Annotated in this window: 33 protein-coding genes and 1 pseudogene; 32 read left to right on the top strand and 2 right to left on the bottom strand. The window is 59.6% G+C overall.

Annotation, left to right across the window (positions count from 1 at the left end; all coding sequences use genetic code 11):
• Positions 1-138 precede the first annotated feature (138 nt).
• The 31 genes and pseudogenes from ACP7DD_RS16160 (at position 139) to dsbD (ending at position 17,238) form a co-directional block, all read left to right on the top strand.
• Positions 139-375, top strand: coding sequence for a BrnT family toxin (locus ACP7DD_RS16160; protein WP_426175825.1), 237 nt, complete (start codon positions 139-141; stop codon positions 373-375).
• 72 nt (positions 376-447) lie between these two features.
• Positions 448-624: pseudogene (locus tag ACP7DD_RS16155) on the top strand (M28 family peptidase); the annotation flags it as partial.
• Between the two features lie 351 nt (positions 625-975).
• Positions 976-1,632: a 50S ribosomal protein L3 gene (gene rplC / locus ACP7DD_RS16150; protein ID WP_099789534.1), complete on the top strand. Its 657-nt coding sequence runs from the start codon at positions 976-978 to the stop codon at positions 1,630-1,632.
• A gap of 2 nt (positions 1,633-1,634) precedes the next feature.
• Positions 1,635-2,258 carry a 50S ribosomal protein L4 gene (gene rplD / locus ACP7DD_RS16145; protein WP_099789537.1) on the top strand — a complete coding sequence of 208 codons (624 nt, stop codon included), beginning with the start codon at positions 1,635-1,637 and terminating at the stop codon, positions 2,256-2,258.
• Positions 2,255-2,572 carry a 50S ribosomal protein L23 gene (rplW, locus tag ACP7DD_RS16140; RefSeq protein ID WP_099789540.1) on the top strand — a complete coding sequence of 106 codons (318 nt, stop codon included), beginning with the start codon at positions 2,255-2,257 and terminating at the stop codon, positions 2,570-2,572. Before rplD ends, rplW begins: the two co-directional genes overlap by 4 nt.
• Positions 2,572-3,399, top strand: a complete 828-nt coding sequence (gene rplB / locus ACP7DD_RS16135; protein WP_099789543.1) for a 50S ribosomal protein L2 — start codon at positions 2,572-2,574, stop codon at positions 3,397-3,399. The genes rplW and rplB overlap by 1 nt, the downstream gene beginning before the upstream one ends.
• Positions 3,400-3,408: 9 nt before the next feature.
• A complete protein-coding gene (gene rpsS / locus ACP7DD_RS16130) occupies positions 3,409-3,684 on the top strand; it encodes a 30S ribosomal protein S19 (RefSeq protein WP_099789546.1) in 276 nt (91 codons plus the stop codon).
• Positions 3,681-4,013 carry a 50S ribosomal protein L22 gene (gene rplV / locus ACP7DD_RS16125; protein ID WP_180279404.1) on the top strand — a complete coding sequence of 111 codons (333 nt, stop codon included), beginning with the start codon at positions 3,681-3,683 and terminating at the stop codon, positions 4,011-4,013. The genes rpsS and rplV overlap by 4 nt, the downstream gene beginning before the upstream one ends.
• A gap of 9 nt (positions 4,014-4,022) precedes the next feature.
• On the top strand, positions 4,023-4,880 hold the full coding sequence (gene rpsC, locus ACP7DD_RS16120) for a 30S ribosomal protein S3 (RefSeq protein ID WP_099789550.1): 858 nt from the start codon (positions 4,023-4,025) through the stop codon (positions 4,878-4,880).
• A 2-nt stretch (positions 4,881-4,882) separates the two neighbouring features.
• Positions 4,883-5,302, top strand: a complete 420-nt coding sequence (rplP, locus tag ACP7DD_RS16115) for a 50S ribosomal protein L16 (protein WP_099789552.1) — start codon at positions 4,883-4,885, stop codon at positions 5,300-5,302.
• A 12-nt stretch (positions 5,303-5,314) separates the two neighbouring features.
• Positions 5,315-5,506 carry a 50S ribosomal protein L29 gene (gene rpmC / locus ACP7DD_RS16110; protein WP_099789554.1) on the top strand — a complete coding sequence of 64 codons (192 nt, stop codon included), beginning with the start codon at positions 5,315-5,317 and terminating at the stop codon, positions 5,504-5,506.
• Complete coding sequence (gene rpsQ / locus ACP7DD_RS16105) at positions 5,503-5,775, top strand: 30S ribosomal protein S17 (RefSeq protein ID WP_099789557.1); 273 nt, start codon at positions 5,503-5,505, stop codon at positions 5,773-5,775. The genes rpmC and rpsQ overlap by 4 nt, the downstream gene beginning before the upstream one ends.
• 334 nt (positions 5,776-6,109) lie before the next feature.
• Complete coding sequence (gene rplN, locus ACP7DD_RS16100; protein WP_099789560.1) at positions 6,110-6,478, top strand: 50S ribosomal protein L14; 369 nt, start codon at positions 6,110-6,112, stop codon at positions 6,476-6,478.
• A 9-nt stretch (positions 6,479-6,487) separates the two neighbouring features.
• A complete protein-coding gene (gene rplX, locus ACP7DD_RS16095) occupies positions 6,488-6,802 on the top strand; it encodes a 50S ribosomal protein L24 (RefSeq protein WP_099789562.1) in 315 nt (104 codons plus the stop codon).
• A gap of 2 nt (positions 6,803-6,804) precedes the next feature.
• Positions 6,805-7,344: a 50S ribosomal protein L5 gene (gene rplE / locus ACP7DD_RS16090; RefSeq protein WP_099789565.1), complete on the top strand. Its 540-nt coding sequence runs from the start codon at positions 6,805-6,807 to the stop codon at positions 7,342-7,344.
• Between the two features lie 4 nt (positions 7,345-7,348).
• Positions 7,349-7,654: a 30S ribosomal protein S14 gene (gene rpsN / locus ACP7DD_RS16085; protein WP_099789568.1), complete on the top strand. Its 306-nt coding sequence runs from the start codon at positions 7,349-7,351 to the stop codon at positions 7,652-7,654.
• Between the two features lie 14 nt (positions 7,655-7,668).
• Positions 7,669-8,064, top strand: coding sequence for a 30S ribosomal protein S8 (gene rpsH / locus ACP7DD_RS16080; RefSeq protein ID WP_099789570.1), 396 nt, complete (start codon positions 7,669-7,671; stop codon positions 8,062-8,064).
• Between the two features lie 10 nt (positions 8,065-8,074).
• A complete protein-coding gene (rplF, locus tag ACP7DD_RS16075; RefSeq protein ID WP_099789573.1) occupies positions 8,075-8,608 on the top strand; it encodes a 50S ribosomal protein L6 in 534 nt (177 codons plus the stop codon).
• Between the two features lie 11 nt (positions 8,609-8,619).
• A complete protein-coding gene (gene rplR / locus ACP7DD_RS16070; RefSeq protein WP_426175824.1) occupies positions 8,620-8,982 on the top strand; it encodes a 50S ribosomal protein L18 in 363 nt (120 codons plus the stop codon).
• A 12-nt stretch (positions 8,983-8,994) separates the two neighbouring features.
• Positions 8,995-9,513, top strand: coding sequence for a 30S ribosomal protein S5 (gene rpsE / locus ACP7DD_RS16065; RefSeq protein ID WP_099789578.1), 519 nt, complete (start codon positions 8,995-8,997; stop codon positions 9,511-9,513).
• Positions 9,514-9,523: 10 nt separating this feature from the next.
• The gene (rpmD, locus tag ACP7DD_RS16060; RefSeq protein WP_133113594.1) at positions 9,524-9,715 is read left to right on the top strand and encodes a 50S ribosomal protein L30; all 192 of its coding nucleotides are present in this window, start codon (positions 9,524-9,526) and stop codon (positions 9,713-9,715) included.
• Positions 9,716-9,743: 28 nt separating this feature from the next.
• Positions 9,744-10,175 (top strand): 50S ribosomal protein L15, encoded by a 432-nt coding sequence (gene rplO, locus ACP7DD_RS16055; protein ID WP_099789584.1) that lies wholly within the window; start codon positions 9,744-9,746, stop codon positions 10,173-10,175.
• A 29-nt stretch (positions 10,176-10,204) separates the two neighbouring features.
• Positions 10,205-11,539, top strand: coding sequence for a preprotein translocase subunit SecY (secY, locus tag ACP7DD_RS16050; RefSeq protein WP_426175823.1), 1,335 nt, complete (start codon positions 10,205-10,207; stop codon positions 11,537-11,539).
• 23 nt (positions 11,540-11,562) lie between these two features.
• Positions 11,563-11,781: a translation initiation factor IF-1 gene (infA, locus tag ACP7DD_RS16045; RefSeq protein WP_005663428.1), complete on the top strand. Its 219-nt coding sequence runs from the start codon at positions 11,563-11,565 to the stop codon at positions 11,779-11,781.
• A 41-nt stretch (positions 11,782-11,822) separates the two neighbouring features.
• Positions 11,823-11,936, top strand: a complete 114-nt coding sequence (gene rpmJ, locus ACP7DD_RS16040) for a 50S ribosomal protein L36 (protein WP_010394471.1) — start codon at positions 11,823-11,825, stop codon at positions 11,934-11,936.
• A gap of 29 nt (positions 11,937-11,965) precedes the next feature.
• Entirely contained in the window at positions 11,966-12,331 is a 366-nt protein-coding gene (gene rpsM / locus ACP7DD_RS16035; RefSeq protein ID WP_133113596.1) for a 30S ribosomal protein S13, read from the top strand.
• 13 nt (positions 12,332-12,344) lie between these two features.
• Positions 12,345-12,749, top strand: a complete 405-nt coding sequence (rpsK, locus tag ACP7DD_RS16030) for a 30S ribosomal protein S11 (RefSeq protein ID WP_008444339.1) — start codon at positions 12,345-12,347, stop codon at positions 12,747-12,749.
• A gap of 189 nt (positions 12,750-12,938) precedes the next feature.
• Positions 12,939-13,562: a 30S ribosomal protein S4 gene (rpsD, locus tag ACP7DD_RS16025; protein WP_133113597.1), complete on the top strand. Its 624-nt coding sequence runs from the start codon at positions 12,939-12,941 to the stop codon at positions 13,560-13,562.
• 111 nt (positions 13,563-13,673) lie between these two features.
• The gene (locus tag ACP7DD_RS16020; RefSeq protein WP_099789594.1) at positions 13,674-14,651 is read left to right on the top strand and encodes a DNA-directed RNA polymerase subunit alpha; all 978 of its coding nucleotides are present in this window, start codon (positions 13,674-13,676) and stop codon (positions 14,649-14,651) included.
• 223 nt (positions 14,652-14,874) lie between these two features.
• Entirely contained in the window at positions 14,875-15,270 is a 396-nt protein-coding gene (rplQ, locus tag ACP7DD_RS16015; protein ID WP_426175822.1) for a 50S ribosomal protein L17, read from the top strand.
• 144 nt (positions 15,271-15,414) lie between these two features.
• Positions 15,415-17,238, top strand: a complete 1,824-nt coding sequence (dsbD, locus tag ACP7DD_RS16010; protein ID WP_426175821.1) for a protein-disulfide reductase DsbD — start codon at positions 15,415-15,417, stop codon at positions 17,236-17,238.
• A gap of 18 nt (positions 17,239-17,256) precedes the next feature.
• On the opposite strand, the gene ilvB is transcribed toward dsbD, so the two are convergent.
• On the bottom strand, positions 17,257-19,005 hold the full coding sequence (gene ilvB / locus ACP7DD_RS16005; protein ID WP_426175820.1) for a biosynthetic-type acetolactate synthase large subunit: 1,749 nt from the start codon (positions 19,003-19,005) through the stop codon (positions 17,257-17,259).
• Positions 19,006-19,080: 75 nt separating this feature from the next.
• Here ilvB and ACP7DD_RS16000 point away from each other — a divergent pair, with 75 nt between their 5' ends.
• Complete coding sequence (locus tag ACP7DD_RS16000; protein WP_426175819.1) at positions 19,081-19,587, top strand: Lrp/AsnC family transcriptional regulator; 507 nt, start codon at positions 19,081-19,083, stop codon at positions 19,585-19,587.
• Here ACP7DD_RS16000 and ACP7DD_RS15995 read toward each other — a convergent pair.
• On the bottom strand, positions 19,574-19,930 hold the full coding sequence (locus tag ACP7DD_RS15995; RefSeq protein WP_426175818.1) for a hypothetical protein: 357 nt from the start codon (positions 19,928-19,930) through the stop codon (positions 19,574-19,576). The genes ACP7DD_RS16000 and ACP7DD_RS15995 overlap by 14 nt on opposite strands.
• Between the last annotated feature and the right edge of the window lie 109 nt (positions 19,931-20,039).

Below are 20,039 nucleotides of genomic sequence, written 5' to 3'. Positions count from 1 at the left end.
CGCTCGAGCAGACGCTAACGGGTCGGCGCGCGTAATCTGTCTATTATGAATGATAACGGCTTGGCATGATTGGGCATGGGGCAGTTGCTGCTCAGCACGAATGCGAATAGGTTCCCTTGGCGTCCCTGACGCGCGCTGATGAGTGGCCGCCGGGGGGCGTTACCATGGTGTGAAGCGCGACACCACGGGGATATAATGACTGCGGAGTATGAGTGGGATGACCATTCGTTGACAGAGGCGCGCAACATTACCTTAGGAACTTCGAGCAAAGGACGGACGCTGGTGATTGGACATACCGAACGCGGCGACGCGATCAGGATCATCAGCGCCCGGGTTGCGACGAAGTGGGAGCGGAGTCGATATGAGCCAGGCTGACCAGAACGATGCGGATGACCTCCGACCTGAGTACACGGATTCGGATTTGGTCGGAGGCGGGCGCGGCAAGTCGCCGGCCTGAAGGCCAAGCGCAGCCTGCGCGTGGTCCTGTTCTCCGGCGAGGAGCAGGGCCTGCTGGGCAGCAAGGCCTACCTGGCCGCCCACCGCGCCGGCCTCGACAAGATCCAGGCTGTCATTGTGCAGAACCGGCTCCGGCCGCATCACCGAGTTCCCGGACATCAAGGTTAGAGGCGTGGTACGCCGCGCTGTCCTCCGCGATGGCGCCCGCGCGCGAACTCGGCGCACTGGACGTCGTCTATTCCGGCGTCAAGGGTTCCGACCACGCGCCGTTTAGACCAGGGGAGTCCCGCCTTCGGCCCGACATTTGCCTTGCGAGTCGTAGCGTCATTGCATCGCACGTTCGACGGTTACAACAATCGGCCGAATACCTCGACATACCCCCAACTAATCTGTTGCGTCAAGCCCTTTTGCACGTTATACTTGCCGGCTTCGGTATGGATTCGTCCTTTTTGAATCCGTCCTTTACTTGGTAGTTAAACAGTTAGCCCCGCCCAATCGCAGGTGGGGAATGGAGAAAAAATGAGCCTAGGCCTTCTCGGTCGCAAGGTTGGCATGATGCGCATTTTCACGGATGAAGGGGACTCGATCCCGGTCACCGTGTTGGACGTATCGAACAACCGTGTTGCGCAAGTCAAAACTCCTGAAACAGATGGTTATACCGCTGTTCAGGTCGCATTCGGTCAACGTCGCGCTTCCCGCGTGACCAAGGCAGTTGCGGGTCATCACGCCAAAGCTGGCGTCGAAGCTGGCACGATGTTGCGGGAATTCCGCGTCGATGCCGCTAAAGCTGCCGAACTCAAAGCTGGCGACATCGTCGCTGCCTCGTTGTTCGAAGTCGGTCAGAAGATCGACGTGCAAGGTGTCACGATCGGTAAGGGTTACGCTGGCGTCATCAAGCGTTACCACTTCTCTTCCGGCCGCGCTACCCACGGTAACTCGCGTTCGCACAATGTACCAGGCTCGATCGGTATGGCGCAGGATCCAGGTCGCGTTTTCCCTGGTAAGCGCATGACCGGTCACCTCGGTGACGTCAACCGTACCGTACAGAATCTCGTAATCGCCCGTATCGATGCCGACCGTCAGCTGCTGCTGGTCAAAGGCGCGATCCCAGGTGCGAAAAATGGCCAAGTGATCGTCTCGCCTGCCATTAAATCCAAAGCACAGAAGGGAGCTTAATTATGGAACTCAAGCTTCTCAATGAGCAAGGAATTGTCGCAGGTTCGAACGTCGCCGCCGCCGATACCGTGTTCGGCCGTGACTACAACGAAGCCCTGATTCACCAGATCGTGGTCGCCTACGCCGCTAACGCGCGTTCGGGTAACCGCAAGCAGAAAGACCGTGAAGAAGTCCACCACACGACCAAAAAGCCATGGCGCCAAAAAGGCACCGGCCGCGCGCGTGCTGGTATGTCGTCGTCGCCTCTGTGGCGCGGCGGCGGACGCATCTTCCCGAACTCGCCTGACGAGAACTTCACCCACAAAGTGAACAAGAAGATGTATCGCGCCGGTATCTGCTCGATCCTGTCGCAACTGGCCCGCGAAGAGCGCCTGGTTGTGGTCGAAGGCCTGTCGATCGACGCGCCAAAGACCAAGCTGCTGGCTCAAAAGCTGCAGGGCATGGGTCTGGAATCGGTCATGATCATCACCGACACGACGGACGAAAACCTGATGCTCGCATCGCGCAACCTGCCGAACGTGCTGGTCGTCGAGCCGCGTCACGCCGATCCGATGTCGCTGGTGTTCTACAAAAAAATCGTGGTCACCAAAGCAGCACTGGCCATGATCGAGGAGATGTTCGCATGAGCGCCGTAATCAAATTCAGCGAAGAGCGCCTGATGAAGGTGCTCCAGGCGCCGGTCATTTCCGAGAAGGCCACCATGGTCGCGGAAAAGAACGAGCAGATCGTGTTCCGCGTATTGCCGGATGCGACCAAGCCTGAGATCAAGGCAGCCGTTGAACTGTTGTTCAAGGTTGAAGTGCTGTCGGTGCAGACAGTCAATCGCCAAGGTAAGCAAAAGCGTTCGGGCCGTTTCAATGGCCGTCGCAACCATACCAAGCGTGCTTTCGTGTGCCTGAAGCCTGGCCAGGAAATCAACTTCTCCGAGGAGGCTAAATAATGGCACTCGTAAAGATGAAACCAACCTCACCAGGCCGTCGCGGCATGGTGAAGGTGGTGAACCCGGACCTGTACAAAGGCCGTCCGTTCGCTGCCCTGGTTGAAAAGAAATCGAAAACTGCTGGCCGTAACAACAATGGTCACATCACCACCCGCCACATCGGCGGCGGTCACAAGCAGCACTATCGCCTGATCGACTTCAAGCGTCAGAAGGATGGTATTCCGGCAAAGGTCGAGCGTATCGAATACGATCCAAACCGTACCGCGAACATCGCCCTGCTGTGCTATGCAGACGGTGAGCGCCAGTACATCATCGCGACCAAGGGCATGGCCGTTGGCGACAGCGTGATGAACGGTTCGGAAGCGCCTATCAAGTCGGGCAACTGCCTGCCGATCCGCAACATCCCGGTCGGTACCGTGATGCACTGTGTCGAAATGCTGCCAGGTAAGGGTGCCCAGATGGCCCGTACCGCCGGCGCCGGCGTCGTGCTGATGGCCCGCGAAGGCACCTACGCCCAGGTCCGCCTGCGCTCCGGTGAAGTGCGCCGCGTCCACATCGAATGCCGTGCAACGGTAGGCGAAGTCGGTAACGCCGAGCACAGCCTGCGCAAGATCGGTAAGGCTGGTGCGATGCGCTGGCGCGGTGTTCGTCCTACCGTTCGCGGTGTGGTCATGAACCCGGTCGATCACCCGCACGGTGGTGGTGAAGGTAAAACCGCAGCTGGTCGTCATCCAGTGTCGCCTTGGGGCCAACAGACGAAGGGTAAGAAGACGCGCCGTAACAAGCGCACGACTTCGATGATCGTCTCGCGCCGCGGCAAGAAATAAGGATAAGACATGACACGTTCATTGAAAAAAGGGCCGTTTCAAGACGCCCACCTGGTGAAAAAAGTCGAGACCGCGCAAGCGAACAAAGACAAGAAGCCAGTCAAAACCTGGTCGCGCCGTTCGACGATTTCGCCAGACTTCATCGGCCTGACGATCGCGGTGCACAACGGCAAGCTGCACGTGCCGGTGTACATCTCCGAGAACATGGTAGGTCACAAGCTCGGCGAATTCGCACTGACCCGTACGTTCAAGGGCCATGCCGCTGACAAGAAGGCGAAGAAATAATGGAAACCAAAGCTATCCTCAAAGGTGTGCGCCTGTCGGACCAAAAAGGCCGTCTGGTTGCCGATCTGATCCGTGGCAAGAAAGTCGGCGCAGCACTCGACATCTTGCAGTTCAGCCCGAAAAAAGGTGCAACGATCATCAAGAAGGTTCTGGAGTCCGCCATTGCGAACGCCGAGCACAATGATGGCGCCGACATCGACGAGCTGAAAATCGTCCAGATCTACGTTGAAAAGGGCCCGATCCTGAAGCGCTTCACTGCACGCGCTAAAGGCCGGGGCGATCGTATCTCGAAACAATCCTGTCACATCTACGTGACTGTCGGTAACTAAGGGGTCACGATGGGACAGAAGATTCATCCAACAGGCTTTCGCCTGTCAGTAACCCGTAACTGGGCGTCGCGTTGGTACGCGGGCAATGGTAACTTTGCCCAAATGCTCAACGAAGACCTCGCAGCACGTGCGTTCCTGAAAAAGAAACTGAAGAACGCTTCGGTTGGCCGCATCGTCATCGAGCGTCCTGCCAAGAACGCGCGCTTCACGATCTACAGCTCGCGCCCAGGCGTGGTCATTGGTAAAAAAGGCGAGGACATCGAAGTACTGAAGACCGCGCTGACCAAGATCATGGGTGTGCCGGTGCACGTCAATATCGAAGAAATCCGCAAGCCCGAAATCGACTCGCAACTGATCGCCGATTCGATCTCGCAGCAGCTGGAAAAACGGATCATGTTCCGCCGCGCCATGAAGCGTGCAATGCAAAATGCAATGCGCCTCGGTGCTCTCGGTATCAAGATCATGTCGTCGGGCCGTCTGAACGGCATCGAAATCGCCCGTAAAGAGTGGTACCGCGAAGGCCGCGTTCCTCTGCACACCCTGCGCGCCGATATCGACTACGGCACCAGCGAAGCGGCAACGACGTACGGCATCATCGGCGTCAAGGTCTGGGTCTACAAGGGTGACCGCGCGCCAAACGGCGACGCACCAGTCATCGATACCCCGGCCGACGACAAGAAGAGCCGCGGCCCACGCCGTGATGATGGCAAACCAGCTGGCCGTCCGCGCCCAGCCGGCGCGCCGACCGGCGGCCGTCCATCCAACACTGGCGCACCTGTCGTGCGTGCCCGTCCAGCTGTCAAGCTGCCGGTTGCCGCCGCCCCAGCTGCTGAAGCCCCAGCCCCCGCTGAGAAAGCAGGAGAATAACCATGCTGCAACCAGCACGCAGGAAGTATCGTAAAGAGCAGAAAGGCCGTAACACCGGCATTTCGCATTCACGCGGCACCGCTGTCTCGTTCGGTGAATTCGGTCTGAAGGCAGTTGCCCGCGGCCGTATCACAGCGCGTCAGATCGAAGCAGCTCGTCGTGCCATGACCCGTCACATCAAGCGCGGTGGTCGTATTTGGATCCGTATTTTCCCGGACAAGCCAATTTCGAACAAGCCAGCTGAAGTTCGTATGGGTAACGGTAAAGGTAACCCGGAGTACTACGTCGCTGAGATTCAGCCAGGCAAGGTACTGTACGAAATGGACGGCGTCGATGAGACGCTGGCCCGGGAAGCGTTCCGTCTGGCCGCCGCCAAACTGCCACTGGCGACGACGTTTGTCATCCGCCAAGTCGGCCAATAAAAGGAGTTGTATATGAAAGCAACAGAACTCCGCGGCAAAGACCAGGCAGCTCTGCAGAAAGAGCTGAATGACTTGTTGAAGGCCCAGTTCGGCATGCGCATGCAAATCGCCACGCAGCAGCTGAACAACACTTCGCAACTCAAGAAGGTACGCCGCGATATCGCGCGTGTGAAGACAGTGATGAACTCGAAGGATGCCAAATGACCGAAACTACTAAAGTAGCGCTGAAGCGCACGCTGGTCGGTAAAGTGGTGTCCGACAAGATGGACAAGACGGTTACCGTCCTGATCGAACGTCACGTCAAGCACCCGCTGTACGGCAAGATCATCATGCGCTCGAACAAGTACCACGCGCATGACGAGACCAACTCGGTCAAGATGGGTGATACCGTCGAGATCCAGGAAGGTCGCCCGATCTCCAAGACCAAAGCTTGGACGGTTACCAAAGTTGTACAAGCAGCACCAGTAATTTAATATACTTTCAAATTGTGGGAAGGACCTGGCTTGCCAGGTCGGTCCTCAACTGATCAGAAGAACTCAGCCAGCGCCCTCCGTTGTACGGAAGGCACGGGGCAGGGTGATTCACCATTAAGTTCTTGCGGGCCCGCCAGTGTTATGCGATACTAGCGGGCTTCGTTCATGTGTTGCCGCGAAATTAGTCACCCCGGTGGCCAGCGGTCCGAGACGAAAGTTTTTGGAAAGTCCATCACCCAATCAGTTGCTCCAGCAGGAGTCTCTGGCGGGACCAAGACTGACCGCAGGCCCACTATGTGGGAATTCTTCGGCTTAAGTTGGGAAAGAGAATACTATGATTCAAACTGAAAGCCGGCTCGAAGTGGCCGACAATACCGGTGCCAAGGAAGTCATGTGCATCAAGGTATTGGGCGGTTCCAAGCGCCGTTATGCTGGCATTGGCGACGTGATCAAAGTGACCATCAAGGTTGCTGCGCCACGCGGCCGTGTCAAAAAAGGTGAAATTTATAACGCTGTGGTTGTGCGTACCGCTAAAGGTGTGCGCCGCCAAGACGGCTCCCTGGTGAAGTTCGACGGCAACGCTGCCGTACTGCTCAACGCCAAGCTGGAACCGATCGGTACGCGTATTTTTGGACCAGTCACGCGCGAACTGCGCACTGAGAAGTTCATGAAAATCGTGTCCCTGGCACCTGAAGTCCTGTAAGGAGTCGTAATGGATAAGATTCGTAAAAACGACGAAGTCATCGTTCTGACCGGGAAAGACAAGGGCAAGCGCGGTGTAGTTCAGCAACGTATCGATGCTGAGCATGTCGTGGTTGAAGGCGTCAACATCGCTAAAAAAGCGACCAAGCCTAACCCAATGACCGGCGTAACTGGTGGTATCGTCGATAAGACAATGCCGATTCACGTGTCCAACGTTGCATTGTTCAATGCAGCCACTGGCAAGGCAGACCGCGTAAGCTTCAAAGACGTCGACGGCAAGAAAGTCCGCGTATTTGTGTCTTCCGGCGAAGTAGTGAAGGTTTAATCATGGCCCGTCTCCAGCAATTTTATAAAGATAAGGTCGTTGCCGACCTGGTCGCCAAATTTGGCTACAAATCGGCAATGGAAGTTCCGCGCCTGACCAAGATCACCCTGAACATGGGCCTTGGCGAAGCGATCGCGGACAAGAAGATCATCGAGCACGCCACTGGCGACCTGACGAAAATCGCCGGCCAGAAGCCAGTGACGACCAAGGCACGCAAGGCGATCGCCGGGTTCAAGATCCGTGAAGGCTACCCGATCGGTGCGATGGTGACGCTGCGCGGCGCCCGCATGTACGAGTTCCTGGACCGCTTCATCACCGTCGCGCTGCCGCGCGTACGTGACTTCCGTGGTGTCAATGGCCGCTCGTTCGATGGCCGTGGTAACTACAACATCGGTGTCAAGGAACAGATCATTTTCCCTGAAATCGAGTACGACAAGATTGACGCGTTGCGCGGTATGAATATCAGCATCACGACAACCGCCAAGACCGACGACGAAGCGAAAGCCCTCCTCGCCGCCTTTAAATTTCCGTTCAGAAACTGAGATCATGGCAAAACTATCACTGATCAACCGCGAACAGAAGCGTGCAGACCTGGTGGAGAAATTCGCCCCGAAGCGTGCCGCTCTGAAAGCCATCATCGATGACCAGTCGAAGACGGAAGAAGAACGTTATGAAGCCCGTTTGAAGTTGCAGGCACTGCCGCGCAACTCGGCACCGACCCGCCAGCGTAACCGCTGCGCGATCACCGGTCGCCCGCGTGGCACATTCCGTAAATTCGGTCTGGCACGTATCAAGCTCCGTGAATTCGCCATGCGTGGTGAAATTCCGGGTATGACTAAAGCAAGCTGGTAATAGGAGAATATGCAATGAGTATGAGCGATCCTATCGCCGATATGCTGACCCGCATTCGCAACGCCCAGGGCGTACAGAAAACGACCGTGGCAATGCCGTCGTCGAAAGTCAAAGTGGCGATTGCCAACGTCCTCAAGGACGAGGGTTACATTGAAGATTTCGCAGTCACCGAAGCCGGTGGTAAAGCGGAACTGAAAATCGGTTTGAAGTATTACGCTGGCCGTCCGGTCATCGAGCGCCTCGATCGCGTGTCCCGTCCAGGGCTGCGCGTCTACAAGGGCAAAGATGATATCCCTACAGTCATGAATGGCTTGGGCGTGGCGATTGTGTCGACCCCGCAAGGCGTCATGACTGACCGCAAAGCGCGCGCCACCGGTGTCGGCGGCGAAGTTATTTGCTACGTGGCCTAAGGAGTAGACGATGTCTCGAGTAGCTAAGATGCCAATCGCTGTCCCAGCTGGCGCCGATGTGGCGATCACTGCAGCAGCGATCACGGTAAAAGGTCCATTGGGTACGCTGGTTCAGCCCCTCAATGGCCTGGTAAAGATTGAAAACAAGGACGGCACGCTGACGTTTGACGTAGTCAACGACAGCCGCGAGTCGAATGCGATGTCCGGCACCTTGCGTGCACTGGTCAACAACATGGTCAATGGTGTGACCAAGGGCTTCGAGAAGAAGCTGACGCTGGTCGGCGTGGGCTACAAGGCCCAGGCTGCCGGCGACAAGCTGAACCTGTCGCTCGGTTTCTCGCACCCGGTTGCTCATGCGATGCCAGCTGGCGTCACCGCAACGACCCCGACCCCGACCGAGATCCTGATCAAAGGGATCGACCGTCAACAGGTTGGCCAGGTTGCCGCTGAAGTGCGTGCTTACCGCCCACCCGAGCCTTACAAAGGCAAGGGCGTTCGCTATGCGAACGAGGTGGTTAAGCTTAAAGAAACCAAGAAGAAATAATAGGGCTGACCATGGACAAGAAAGAATCACGTCTGCGTCGTGGACGCCAGACCCGCATCAAGATTGCGGAGATGAAAGTAAATCGCTTGTCGGTACATCGTACCAACCTGCACATTTACGCCAACCTGATCAGCCCGGACGCAAAGATCCTGGTTTCGGCCTCGACCGCCGAAGCCGAAGTGCGCGCCGAACTGGCAGGCAAGACCGGCAAGGGTGGCAATGCCGCCGCTGCCGCTCTGGTCGGCAAGCGCGTCGCCGAGAAAGCACTGCAAGCAGGGATTACCGAAGTTGCGTTTGACCGCTCCGGTTTCCGTTACCACGGCCGTGTGAAGGCGTTGGCAGAAGCCGCGCGTGAAGCCGGTCTGAAGTTCTAAGGAAGAATCGTCATGGCAAAAATGCAAGCTAAAATGCAAAGCGACAAGCCGGATGATGGCATGCGCGAAAAAATGATCGCGATCAACCGCGTGACCAAAGTGGTCAAGGGTGGTCGTATCATGGGTTTCGCCGCGTTGACCGTCGTCGGTGATGGCGATGGCCGCATCGGCATGGGCAAGGGCAAGTCGAAGGAAGTTCCGGTTGGTGTGCAGAAGGCAATGGAAGAAGCCCGTCGCAACCTGATCAAGGTTCCTCTCAAGAACGGCACCCTGCACCACACCGTTTCTGGCCGTCACGGCGCATCGAAGGTAATGATGATGCCTGCCAAGCCTGGTACAGGCGTCATCGCCGGCGGCGCAATGCGCGCTATCTTCGAAGTAATGGGCGTGACCGATGTCGTGGCGAAATCCACCGGCTCGTCGAACCCGTACAACCTGGTTCGTGCCACGCTCGACGGTCTGTCGAAAATGAGCACGGCTTCCGACATCGCCGCCAAGCGCGGCAAGTCGGTTGAAGACATCCTGGCTTAAGGTGAACAAGATGACTACTACAGCTACCAAAACCGTCAAAGTTCAGTTGGTCATGGGCCTGATCGGCACGCGCGAATCGCATCGCGCGACCGTGCGCGGCCTGGGTCTGCGCCGCGTCAACTCGGTCTCCGAGTTGGAAGACACCCCATCGGTGCGCGGCATGATCAACAAAGTCTCGTACCTCGTTAAAGTTGTCTCGTAAGCCTTCGGGCTTGCGAACGGAGAAAACAATGGAATTGAATACAATCCAGCCAGCCGAAGGCGCCAAGCACTACAAGCGTCGCGTCGGTCGTGGTATTGGCTCGGGCATCGGTAAAACCGCTGGCCGTGGTCACAAGGGTCAGAAGTCGCGTTCGGGCGGTTTCCACAAAGTCGGTTTCGAAGGCGGTCAGATGCCTTTGCAGCGCCGTCTGCCAAAGCGCGGTTTCAAGTCGCTCAATGCAACGTTCAAGGCAGAAGTTCGCCTGTCGGACCTGAACAACCTGCCTGTCGGCGATGTCGACATCCTGGTGCTCAAGCAAGCCGGCATCCTGCAAGTACTGGCGCGCGATGTACGCGTGATCCTGTCCGGCGAAGTCACCAAGGCGGTGAACCTCAAGGGCTTGAAAGTAACTGCAGGCGCGAAAGCAGCCATCGAAGCAGCTGGCGGCTCGGTAGCCTGAGTTGGCTAACGGCTTGATCGGAGCAAAAATTGGCGACTAATTCTCAATCTGGTAAGAGTGCGGCAGCCGGTTTCCCGTGGGGCCGGCTGTGGTTTTTGCTTGGCGCCCTGGTCGTGTACCGTATCGGTGCCCACGTCCCGGTTCCCGGGATTGACCCGGTACAGCTGGCGGCATTGTTCAAGCAGAATGAAGGCGGCATCCTGGGCATGTTCAACATGTTCTCGGGCGGCGCCTTATCCCGCTTCACCGTGTTTGCGCTCGGTATCATGCCTTACATCTCGGCCTCGATCATCATGCAGCTGGTGTCGATCGTGTCGCCAACGATGGAAGCGCTGAAGAAGGAAGGCGAAGCAGGACGCCGCAAGATCACCCAGTACACCCGGTATTTCACGGTGGCGCTGGCGCTGTTCCAGGCATTCGGCATTGCCGTGGCGCTCGAATCGCAAGCCGGCCTGGTGCTCGATCCTGGCATGGCGTTCCGCTTCGTGACCGTGGTCACCTTGCTCACCGGTACCATGTTCCTGATGTGGCTCGGCGAGCAGATCACCGAACGCGGCCTGGGCAACGGTATTTCGATCATTATTTTTGCCGGTATCGCAGCCGGTCTGCCGTCGGCGCTGGGTGGCCTGTTCACCTTGATCTCGAACGGTTCGATCAGCAGCCTTGCAGCGATCTTCATCATCGTGCTGGTGGTGCTGGTAACGTACTTCGTGGTATTCGTCGAACGCGGCCAGCGCAAGATCCTGGTCAACTATGCGAAGCGCCAGGTCGGCAACAAGGTATATGGCGGTCAGACCAGCCACTTGCCGTTGAAGCTGAACATGGCCGGCGTGATCCCGCCGATCTTCGCGTCGTCGATCATCATGTTCCCGGCCACCATCGTGGACTGGTTCACCAAGGGCAAGGATACGTCCAGCCCGGTGATCGGTTTCCTGAAGGACCTGGCAGGGTCGATGGCGCCCGGCGAGCCGATCTACGCGCTGCTGTATGCAACCGCGATCGTGTTTTTCTGTTTCTTCTATACGGCGCTGGTATTTAACAGCAAGGAAACAGCGGATAACTTGAAGAAGAGCGGTGCGTTTGTGCCGGGGATTCGTCCCGGCGACCAGACCGCCCGCTACATCGACAAGATCCTGATGCGGTTGACGTTGGCCGGCGCGGTGTATATCACGCTGGTGTGCATGCTGCCGGAATTTATGCAGGCCCAATGGAAAGTGCCATTTTACTTTGGCGGTACTTCCCTGTTGATTATTGTGGTTGTCACCATGGACTTCATGGCTCAAGTACAAAACTACGTCATGTCGCAGCAATATGAATCGCTGCTGCGCAAGGCAAATTTCAAGGGCGGAATTCCGACGCGATAAGCGCCCAGGAGTGCACAGACCGAATGGCAAAAGACGACGTCATACAAATGCAGGGCGAGATTCTTGAGAATCTCCCCAACGCGACATTTCGAGTAAAGCTGGAAAACGGCCACGTGGTGCTCGGCCACATTTCGGGTAAAATGCGCATGAATTACATTCGCATTCTTCCCGGCGACAAGGTGACGGTGGAACTGACGCCGTACGACTTGAGCCGGGCCCGGATTGTGTTCCGTACCAAGTAAAAATTTTGAAATCGAACCATCCGAACTAAGAGAGTGCAAATATGAAAGTTCTCGCATCAGTCAAGCGGATCTGCCGCAACTGCAAGATCATCAAGCGCAAAGGCGTTGTCCGCGTAATCTGCGTGGAACCGCGTCACAAACAGCGTCAAGGTTAAACTTAACGTTATTTATTGAGGAATAACGAATGGCACGTATTGCAGGGGTAAACATCCCAAATCATCAGCACACTGTTATCGGCCTGACGGCGATCTACGGTGTTGGCCGTCCACGCTCGCAGAAAATCTGCGAAGCAACCGGTGTAGCGACGAATAAAAAAGTCAAAGACCTGGACGATAACGAACTCGAAAAGCTGCGTGACGAAGTCGCGAAGTTTGTCGTTGAAGGCGATCTGCGCCGCGAACTGTCCATGAACATCAAGCGTTTAATGGACCTGGGCTGCTACCGCGGAATGCGTCACCGTAAAGGCCTGCCTTGCCGCGGCCAGCGTACACGCACCAATGCCCGTACCCGCAAAGGTCCGCGCAAGGCCGCTCAATCGCTTAAGAAATAACTAGGAAACAACTATGGCTAAGCAACAAAGCAGCGCCGCAGCAGCGCGCGTTCGCAAAAAAGTTAAAAAGAACGTCGCCGAAGGCATCGCCCACGTCCACGCATCGTTTAACAACACCATCATCACGATCACCGATCGCCAGGGCAATGCCCTGTCGTGGGCGACGTCCGGCGGTGCAGGCTTCAAGGGTTCGCGCAAATCGACCCCGTTCGCAGCGCAGGTCGCCGCGGAAGCTGCAGGCAAGGTCGCTGTCGAGTGCGGCGTGAAGAACCTCGAAGTACGCATCAAGGGCCCAGGTCCTGGTCGTGAGTCGGCAGTTCGCGCTTTGAACAACCTGGGTATCAAGATCACCGAAATCCAGGACGTGACGCCAGTACCGCACAACGGTTGCCGTCCACCGAAGCGTCGTCGTATCTAATACGCCGCGTTTCTGTAAAAAGATCGCCGGTGCAGTTCCCGAATAGGGTATACTGCCCGGCTGTCGTCGCCTGTGCCGCACTCGTGCGCCGGGTATTGAAGCCACCGTCCAACTGACCATCAGAATTGGACTAGCGCCTGTCGCATCCTGCGGGATCCTCGGGGCGTCACTTACATCAAAGGAAGCATCGTGGCACGTTATATCGGACCTAAAGCAAAATTGTCCCGCCGTGAAGGTACGGACCTGTTCCTCAAGAGCGCACGTCGTTCGCTCGATTCGAAATGCAAACTGGACGTCAAGCCCGGCCAGCACGGTGTCAAATCCGGCGCCCGCACTTCGGACTACGGCAACCAGCTGCGCGAAAAGCAAAAAGTCAAGCGCATGTACGGCATCTTGGAGCGCCAGTTCCGCCGCTACTTCGCCGAAGCGAACCGTCGCAAGGGCAACACCGGCGAAACGCTGCTGCGTTTGCTGGAAGCGCGTCTCGACAACGTCTGCTACCGGATGGGCTTTGGCTCGACCCGCGCCGAAGCGCGCCAGTTGGTCAGCCATAAAGCGTTCACCGTGAACGGCAACGTCGTCAACATCGCTTCCTACGCGGTCAAGACCGGTGACATCATCGCCGTGCGCGAAAAGTCGAAGAAGCAGGTTCGTATCGTCGAAGCGCTGTCGCTGGCAGAGCAGGTCGGCATGCCGAGCTGGGTGTCGGTCGATTCGAAGAAGATGGAAGGCACTTTCCGTTCGTTCCCAGAGCGTAACGAGATCGCCAACGACGTCAACGAAGCGCTGATCGTCGAGCTGTATTCGCGTTAATCGTAGTCCAGAAGTAGCCGTTTCCCGCCCGCTCGAACTCGAGCGGGCGTTTTCACTAATGCCATCAGCCTTATCGGCGTAACGAGCCGAGGGTATTGAAAAGGACATTTCATGCAAAATAGTTTGTTGAAGCCACGTATTATCGATGTTGAATCCCTCGGTGCCGGTCACGCCAAAGTCGTGATGGAGCCGTTCGAGCGTGGCTATGGCCACACATTGGGTAATGCGTTGCGCCGCGTCCTGCTGTCGTCGATGGTCGGCTACGCGCCGACCGAAGTGACGATCGCCGGCGTCGTCCATGAGTATTCGTCGCTGGACGGCGTGCAGGAAGACGTTGTCGACCTGCTGCTGAACCTGAAGGGCGTCGTCTTCAAAGTACACAACCGCGATTCCGTCACGCTGACCCTGAAAAAGGAAGGCGAAGGCGCGATCCTGGCATCCGACATCGACCTGCCGCATGACGTCGAGCTGATCAACCCGGACCACGTGATCGCTCACCTGACCGCCGGCGGCAAGCTCGACATGCAGATCAAGGTCGAAAAAGGCCGTGGCTACGTTCCTGGTAACGTGCGCCGCCTGTCGGAAGACACCAACAAGACGATCGGCCGCATCATCCTGGACGCTTCGTTCTCGCCGGTGCGCCGCGTGTCGTACTTCGTCGAGTCGGCCCGTGTCGAACAGCGTACCGACCTCGACAAGCTGGTCATCAACATCGAAACGAACGGCGTGATCACGCCGGAAGAAGCGATCCGCCAGTCGGCCCGCGTCCTGGTCGATCAGCTCAACGTGTTCGCCGCACTGGAAGGCACCGAAGCCGCCGCCGAAGCACCATCGCGCGCGCCGCTGGTCGATCCGATCCTGCTGCGTCCAGTCGACGACCTCGAGCTGACGGTGCGTTCGGCCAACTGCCTGAAGGCCGAAAACATCTACTACATTGGCGACCTGATCCAGCGTTCGGAAAACGAGCTGCTGAAGACGCCAAACCTGGGCCGCAAGTCGCTCAACGAGATCAAGGAAGTGCTTGCATCGCGTGGCTTGACCCTGGGCATGAAGCTCGAGAACTGGCCACCTGCCGGCCTCGAGAAGTAATACCAATCACCCGGAAGTACACACCTACTTTCGGGTGGGATAAGCCAAAAAGGGCTGGCGCAGCCAGATCTTTTTTGGAGGAAATACCTTAAGTAATTGCAACACCCCGGCCGTGCGCATTGCCCGGCCGGCATTTTTTAACTTAATTTTTAAAACCGGTCCGCGGAGATTCCTGGAATCACCGATCGAAGAACTGGAATAAAAACACTCGAAAGGAATTACCATGCGTCACCGTCACGGCCTTCGCAAGCTGAACCGTACTTCGTCCCACCGCCTCGCCATGCTGCGCAACATGACCGTTTCCCTGCTGCGTCATGAAGCCATCAAGACCACCGTTCCTAAGGCTAAGGAACTGCGCAAAGTGATCGAGCCGATCCTGACCATGGGCAAGACCGACACCCTGGCCAACAAGCGCCTTGCATTCGCCCGCCTGCGCGACCGCGAAATGGTCCTGAAGCTGTTCGCTGAACTGGGCCCGCGCTACGCCAACCGTAACGGTGGCTACCTGCGTATCCTGAAGATGGGTTTCCGCGTCGGCGACAATGCACCGATGTGCTACGTCGAACTGATGGACCGTCCAGAAGTCACCGATGTTGAAGCAGCGCCAACCGCCGAGTAATCAGCGCGTTCGTTGCACAATGGAAGCCAGGCCTAGCCTGGCTTTTGTCATTTTCAGCACGGCCGACGCGATCGGTGGCACGGGTGTACTATTCTGCCTGCGCCGTCCGGACCAGTTCGGCTGCTTACCATCAACAGGAAACCCATGGCCAGTGTCCCGTCCCGCCCCGCCCGCAGCTTTACGCCGTTTAACGCGTTGATGCGCGCCTGCGCGGCGCTGCTGATGCTGTGCACACTGCTGGCCGGCGGTGCGGCCGCCGCGGCCGACGAGTTCCTCGAGCCGGGCGCGGCGTTCAAGTTTTCGGCGCGCATGCAGGAAGGCGGCACGCTGGCGGTCACCTACGACATCGCCGACGGCTACTACATGTACCGCCAGCAGTTCAAGTTCAGCGCCGACGGCGCCACCCTCGGCACGCCCACTTTCCCGGCCGGCAAGGTCAAGTTCGACGATACGTTCCAGAAAAATGTCGAGACATACCGCAATTCGGTCACCATCACGATGCCGGTGCAGGCGGCCGGCCTGTTCACACTGAAGGCGACCTCGCAAGGCTGCGCCGATGCCGGTCTGTGCTATTCCCCGCAGGAAGCGACCGAGCGGCTGATGGGCAGCGCCGTCGCAGCGCCGGGCGCTACGCCGGCGATGAGCGTGGCGCCAGCCACACCGGTTTCCGCGGCCCAGGTTGCTGCTACGCCCCCAACCGCTGCAGCACCGTCGGAGCTGTCGGGCATTGCCGCGGTGCTCGGCGGCGGCAAGCTCGTCGCCATCATTCCCGCCTTCATCTTGCTCGGCCTTGGCCTGGCGTTCACGCCGTGCGTGCTGCCGATGGTGCCGATCCTGTCGTCGATTATCGTCGGCGAGGGCGCCATCAAGCGCGCGCGCGCCTTGCTGCTGTCGGTCACCTACGCGCTCGGCATGGCGCTGGTCTACACGGCGCTGGGCGTGGCCGCCGGGCTGGCCGGCGAGGGTCTTTCCGCCGCGCTGCAAAATCCCTGGGTGCTGGGCGGCTTCGGCATCCTGATCGTCGCCATGGCGCTATCGATGTTCGGCGTCTACGAACTGCAGCTGCCGGGCGCGCTGCAGACCCGGCTGGCCAATGCGTCGGGCCGCCAGTCGTCCGGCAAGCTGGCCGGCGTGTTCGCCATGGGCGCCATTTCCGCGCTGATCGTCGGCCCGTGCGTGGCCGCGCCGCTGGCCGGCGCGCTGGTCTACATCAGCCAGACGCGCGACGTCGTCGTCGGCGGCGCCGCGTTGTTCGCGATGGCCATCGGCATGAGTATTCCACTGCTGCTGGTGGGCGTGTCCGCCGGCTCGCTGCTGCCGCGCGCCGGCGCCTGGATGAACGCAGTCAAGCGCTTCTTCGGCGTGCTGATGCTGGCTATGGCGCTGTGGCTGGTGTCGCCGGTGCTGCCGGCGGCGCTGCAGATGGCGCTGTGGGCGGCGCTGCTGATGGGCTACGGCTTCTACCTGCTGGGCTCGACCCGGCACTGGGCCGGCATGACGCTGGCGGCCGCGTTTGCCGTGCTCGGCGTGGTCCAGCTGCTCGGCTTTGCCAGCGGCGGGCGCGACCCGCTGGCGCCGCTGGCCCACCTGGCTTCCGGCGCCGGCGAACACGGCCTGCGTTTTACCCGCATCAAGACGCTCGTCCAGCTCGACGCGGCGCTGGCGCAAACCGGCGGCAAGACCGCGATGCTCGACTTCTACGCCGACTGGTGCGTGTCGTGCAAGGAGATGGAAAAGCTGACCTTCGTCGATCCCGGCGTCAAGGCCCGGCTCGCCGACAGCGTGCTGCTGCAGGTAGACGTGACCGCCAACGACGCCGACGACAAGGCGATGCTCAAGCGGTTCGGCCTGTTCGGACCGCCCGGCATCATCCTGTTCGACGCGCGCGGCCAGGAAATTGCCGACAGCCGCGTCATCGGCTACCAGGACGCCGCAAAGTTCACGGCGTCGCTGGCAAAGCTGAAGTAAGGTCACTCCGCGGCGACATTATCTGCCGGGTCGAAACCAGCGTTCTTTCGACAGCATCATCTCGTGATGTCCGCACCCTGCCGGGATCATCGGAAAGCAGTTCTCCGCCTGTTCAACGACGACGTCGAGTAAAAAAGGCCCGGCCGACGCCAGGCAGGCCGCCAGCGCCGCGTCGAGGTCTCCGGCGTGCTCGACCCGCAGCGCCTGCCATCCGAACGCCTTCGCCAGGGCGACAAAGTCCGGCAGCGCCTCGGTGTAGCTGTGGCTGTAGCGCGCGCCGTGGTGCAGCTCTTGCCACTGCCTCACCATTCCCATGCAGCCATTGTTCGACAAGATCACCTTGACCGGGCAGCGATGTTGCATGGCGGTGGACAACTCCTGGATGTTCATCTGGATCGAGGCGTCGCCGCTGACGCAGACGACCAGCTTGCCGGAATGGGCAATCTGCGCGCCGATCGCCGCCGGCAAGCCGTAGCCCATGGTGCCGGCGCCGCCGGAGGTCAGCCAGCGGCGCGGTGCATCGAACGGCAGATATTGCGCCGCCCACATCTGGTGCTGGCCGACGTCGGTCGCCACGATGGCGTCCTGGCCGGCGATGGCGGCGGCCAGGCGCCGCATCAGCTGCTGCGGCACGATGGTCGACGCGCCGGTAGTGAAACCGAGCGAATCGTGCGCGCGCCACCCGGCGATTCGCTGCCACCACGCCGCCGTGGCGCTTGCATCGAGCGCGACCGCATCGAGTTGGCGATGCAGCCCGGCCAGCACCGCGTGGCAGTCGCCCGCCAGGCCGATATCGGTGGACACGACCTTGCCGATCGAGGCCGGATCGATGTCGATGTGAATGATGCGCGCGCCCGGACAGAAGTCGTCGAGCTTGCCGGTGACGCGGTCGTCGAAGCGTGCGCCGACGCACACCACCAGGTCCGCCTCGTGCATGGCCAGGTTCGCCTCCAGCGTGCCGTGCATGCCCAGCATGCCCAGCCATTGCGGGTGCGAGGCGGGGAAGGCGCCAAGTCCCATCAGCGTCAGCGTGCACGGCGCGTTGGTTCGCAGCACCAGCTCGGTAAAGCTGGCGCACGCCGCCTCGCCCGAGTTGATCAGTCCGCCGCCGCCGTACATCACCGGCCGGCGCGCCGCGGCGATCATGGCGGCGGCCGCCGCCAGCGCGGCTTCGGGAACGTCTTGCCTGACCGGCGCCGCCGGCAAGGCAGCCATCGCCGGCGGCGCCTGCAGGCGATGCGCCTGTACATCCTTTGGCACATCGACCAGCACCGGGCCGGGGCGCCCGCCGGTCGCCTCGGCAACCGCGCGGCGGATGGTGGCGGCGATGTCGGCGCTGTCGCGCACCTGCACGTTCCACTTCGTCACCGTGCGCGAAATGCCGAGTGCGTCGCATTCCTGGAACGCATTGGTGCCAATCGACGTCGTCGCCACCTGGCCGCTGATGCACAGCACCGGGATCGAATCGCTGAGCGCATCGAGCAGACCGGAGGTGGTATTGGCGATGCCGGGGCCGGAAGTGACAAACACCACGCCGAGCCGGCCGGTCGAGCGCGCGTAGCCCTGGGCGGCGTGCACCGCCGCCTGCTCGTGGCGTACCAGCACGTGGCGCAGGCGACCGTCCAGGTGCAGCGCATCGTACAGCGGCAGCACGGCGCCGCCGGGGTAGCCGAAAACGGTATCCACGCCGCACTCGATCAGCGTGCGCACCAGCACCTGGGCGCCGGTGACGGCCAGGTTTTCCATCTCGTTGAGCGATATGTTCATCGCTAAATTTTATCCACGCAGGCGGTGAAAGTGCTTCATAATTTCCGCGTGATTTCGCCAATTTCGGAAAATATGATGGATATCGACGGCAAAGCTGGAAAAAAATTCGACGAGCACGACCGCGCGATCCTGCGCGTGCTGCTGGCCGACTCGCGCACCACCTTGCAGGAGATCGGCCGCGCAGTCGGGTTGTCGACCACGTCGTGCTGGAACCGCATCAAGCGGATGGAGGAGTCGGGCGCGATCCAGGGCTACACGGTCAGGGTCGACCTGGCCCAGATCGGCTACCAGGATACGGTGATCGTGCAGGTCACCCTGGAGAGCCACAGCGAGGAGACGCTGTACGAGTTCGGCCGCGCGCTCGAATCGATCCCAGAGATCCTCGAGGCGTTCCTCATTTCCGGCGACTACGATTATTTCATCCGCATCGCCGTCAAGGATACGCGCGACTATGAGCGGCTGTTGCGCGAGCGGCTGTACCAGATTCCCGGCATTCGCCACAGCAAATCGAGCTTCGTGCTGCGCACGCTGAAAAAATCGGACACGCCGCTGGCGCCGGCGCCGGCGCTTACTCGGCGCTAGCGCCGGCTTGCGCGGACTCACGCCGGCGCGCGGCCAGGTCGCGCGTACGTGCCAGCATCCGGGCCCGCGCCGACGCCGGCAAGCGCGGCGCGGCCGAATCTTGCTCCGGCGCGTCGTCGGCCGCCGGGCCGCCGCCGAGCAGCGTGATGTACTGCTGGGTGAGCAATTCGTCGATATCGGCGGCGCACAGTCCCACCACCGCCAGCTTGGCCAGCAGCGACTCGCGCGTGTGGCGCCCGTCGATCAGCACCAGCAGCATGCGCAGCCGGGCGGGGAGGTGGTGCTTGCGCGTCGCGATTTCCTCGCGGCCTTTGTCGCTCTTGTCGTAAATGCAGGTATTCATCCAACGGTCTCCAATTGTTGTTGGTGTTGTGCGAGCCGATGTTGCCGTACAGATATATGTGCAGATATTACACACTCTTGACCGGCGTGGGCGAAAAAAAAGAGGAGCC

Origin of the sequence: Massilia sp. TWR1-2-2, from assembly GCF_049897565.1 — a bacterium.
Taxonomy (GTDB): Bacteria; Pseudomonadota; Gammaproteobacteria; order Burkholderiales; family Burkholderiaceae_D; genus JAFCUW01.
This window is presented reverse-complemented; position numbering and strand designations above follow the sequence as displayed.

Excerpts from the sequence above, each read along its gene's own strand:
- rpsE (WP_099789578.1), top strand. The coding sequence starts at position 8,995 with ATGGCAAAAATGCAAGCTAAAATGCAAAGCGACAAGCCGGATGATGGC.
- rpsN (WP_099789568.1), top strand. The coding sequence starts at position 7,349 with ATGGCAAAACTATCACTGATCAACCGCGAACAGAAGCGTGCAGACCTG.
- rpsM (WP_133113596.1), top strand. The coding sequence starts at position 11,966 with ATGGCACGTATTGCAGGGGTAAACATCCCAAATCATCAGCACACTGTT.
- rplQ (WP_426175822.1), top strand. The coding sequence starts at position 14,875 with ATGCGTCACCGTCACGGCCTTCGCAAGCTGAACCGTACTTCGTCCCAC.
- ACP7DD_RS15995 (WP_426175818.1), bottom strand. The coding sequence starts at position 19,930 with ATGAATACCTGCATTTACGACAAGAGCGACAAAGGCCGCGAGGAAATC.
- rpsH (WP_099789570.1), top strand. The coding sequence starts at position 7,669 with ATGAGTATGAGCGATCCTATCGCCGATATGCTGACCCGCATTCGCAAC.
- rplE (WP_099789565.1), top strand. The coding sequence starts at position 6,805 with ATGGCCCGTCTCCAGCAATTTTATAAAGATAAGGTCGTTGCCGACCTG.
- rplP (WP_099789552.1), top strand. The coding sequence starts at position 4,883 with ATGCTGCAACCAGCACGCAGGAAGTATCGTAAAGAGCAGAAAGGCCGT.
- rpsQ (WP_099789557.1), top strand. The coding sequence starts at position 5,503 with ATGACCGAAACTACTAAAGTAGCGCTGAAGCGCACGCTGGTCGGTAAA.
- rpsS (WP_099789546.1), top strand. The coding sequence starts at position 3,409 with ATGACACGTTCATTGAAAAAAGGGCCGTTTCAAGACGCCCACCTGGTG.
- rplC (WP_099789534.1), top strand. The coding sequence starts at position 976 with ATGAGCCTAGGCCTTCTCGGTCGCAAGGTTGGCATGATGCGCATTTTC.
- rpmJ (WP_010394471.1), top strand. The coding sequence starts at position 11,823 with ATGAAAGTTCTCGCATCAGTCAAGCGGATCTGCCGCAACTGCAAGATC.
- rplN (WP_099789560.1), top strand. The coding sequence starts at position 6,110 with ATGATTCAAACTGAAAGCCGGCTCGAAGTGGCCGACAATACCGGTGCC.
- rpmC (WP_099789554.1), top strand. The coding sequence starts at position 5,315 with ATGAAAGCAACAGAACTCCGCGGCAAAGACCAGGCAGCTCTGCAGAAA.
- rplX (WP_099789562.1), top strand. The coding sequence starts at position 6,488 with ATGGATAAGATTCGTAAAAACGACGAAGTCATCGTTCTGACCGGGAAA.
- ACP7DD_RS16020 (WP_099789594.1), top strand. The coding sequence starts at position 13,674 with ATGCAAAATAGTTTGTTGAAGCCACGTATTATCGATGTTGAATCCCTC.
- rpsK (WP_008444339.1), top strand. The coding sequence starts at position 12,345 with ATGGCTAAGCAACAAAGCAGCGCCGCAGCAGCGCGCGTTCGCAAAAAA.
- ilvB (WP_426175820.1), bottom strand. The coding sequence starts at position 19,005 with ATGAACATATCGCTCAACGAGATGGAAAACCTGGCCGTCACCGGCGCC.
- rplD (WP_099789537.1), top strand. The coding sequence starts at position 1,635 with ATGGAACTCAAGCTTCTCAATGAGCAAGGAATTGTCGCAGGTTCGAAC.
- dsbD (WP_426175821.1), top strand. The coding sequence starts at position 15,415 with ATGGCCAGTGTCCCGTCCCGCCCCGCCCGCAGCTTTACGCCGTTTAAC.
- rpsC (WP_099789550.1), top strand. The coding sequence starts at position 4,023 with ATGGGACAGAAGATTCATCCAACAGGCTTTCGCCTGTCAGTAACCCGT.
- rplF (WP_099789573.1), top strand. The coding sequence starts at position 8,075 with ATGTCTCGAGTAGCTAAGATGCCAATCGCTGTCCCAGCTGGCGCCGAT.
- rplO (WP_099789584.1), top strand. The coding sequence starts at position 9,744 with ATGGAATTGAATACAATCCAGCCAGCCGAAGGCGCCAAGCACTACAAG.
- rplR (WP_426175824.1), top strand. The coding sequence starts at position 8,620 with ATGGACAAGAAAGAATCACGTCTGCGTCGTGGACGCCAGACCCGCATC.
- ACP7DD_RS16160 (WP_426175825.1), top strand. The coding sequence starts at position 139 with ATGAGTGGCCGCCGGGGGGCGTTACCATGGTGTGAAGCGCGACACCAC.
- rpmD (WP_133113594.1), top strand. The coding sequence starts at position 9,524 with ATGACTACTACAGCTACCAAAACCGTCAAAGTTCAGTTGGTCATGGGC.
- ACP7DD_RS16000 (WP_426175819.1), top strand. The coding sequence starts at position 19,081 with ATGGATATCGACGGCAAAGCTGGAAAAAAATTCGACGAGCACGACCGC.
- infA (WP_005663428.1), top strand. The coding sequence starts at position 11,563 with ATGGCAAAAGACGACGTCATACAAATGCAGGGCGAGATTCTTGAGAAT.
- rplW (WP_099789540.1), top strand. The coding sequence starts at position 2,255 with ATGAGCGCCGTAATCAAATTCAGCGAAGAGCGCCTGATGAAGGTGCTC.
- rplB (WP_099789543.1), top strand. The coding sequence starts at position 2,572 with ATGGCACTCGTAAAGATGAAACCAACCTCACCAGGCCGTCGCGGCATG.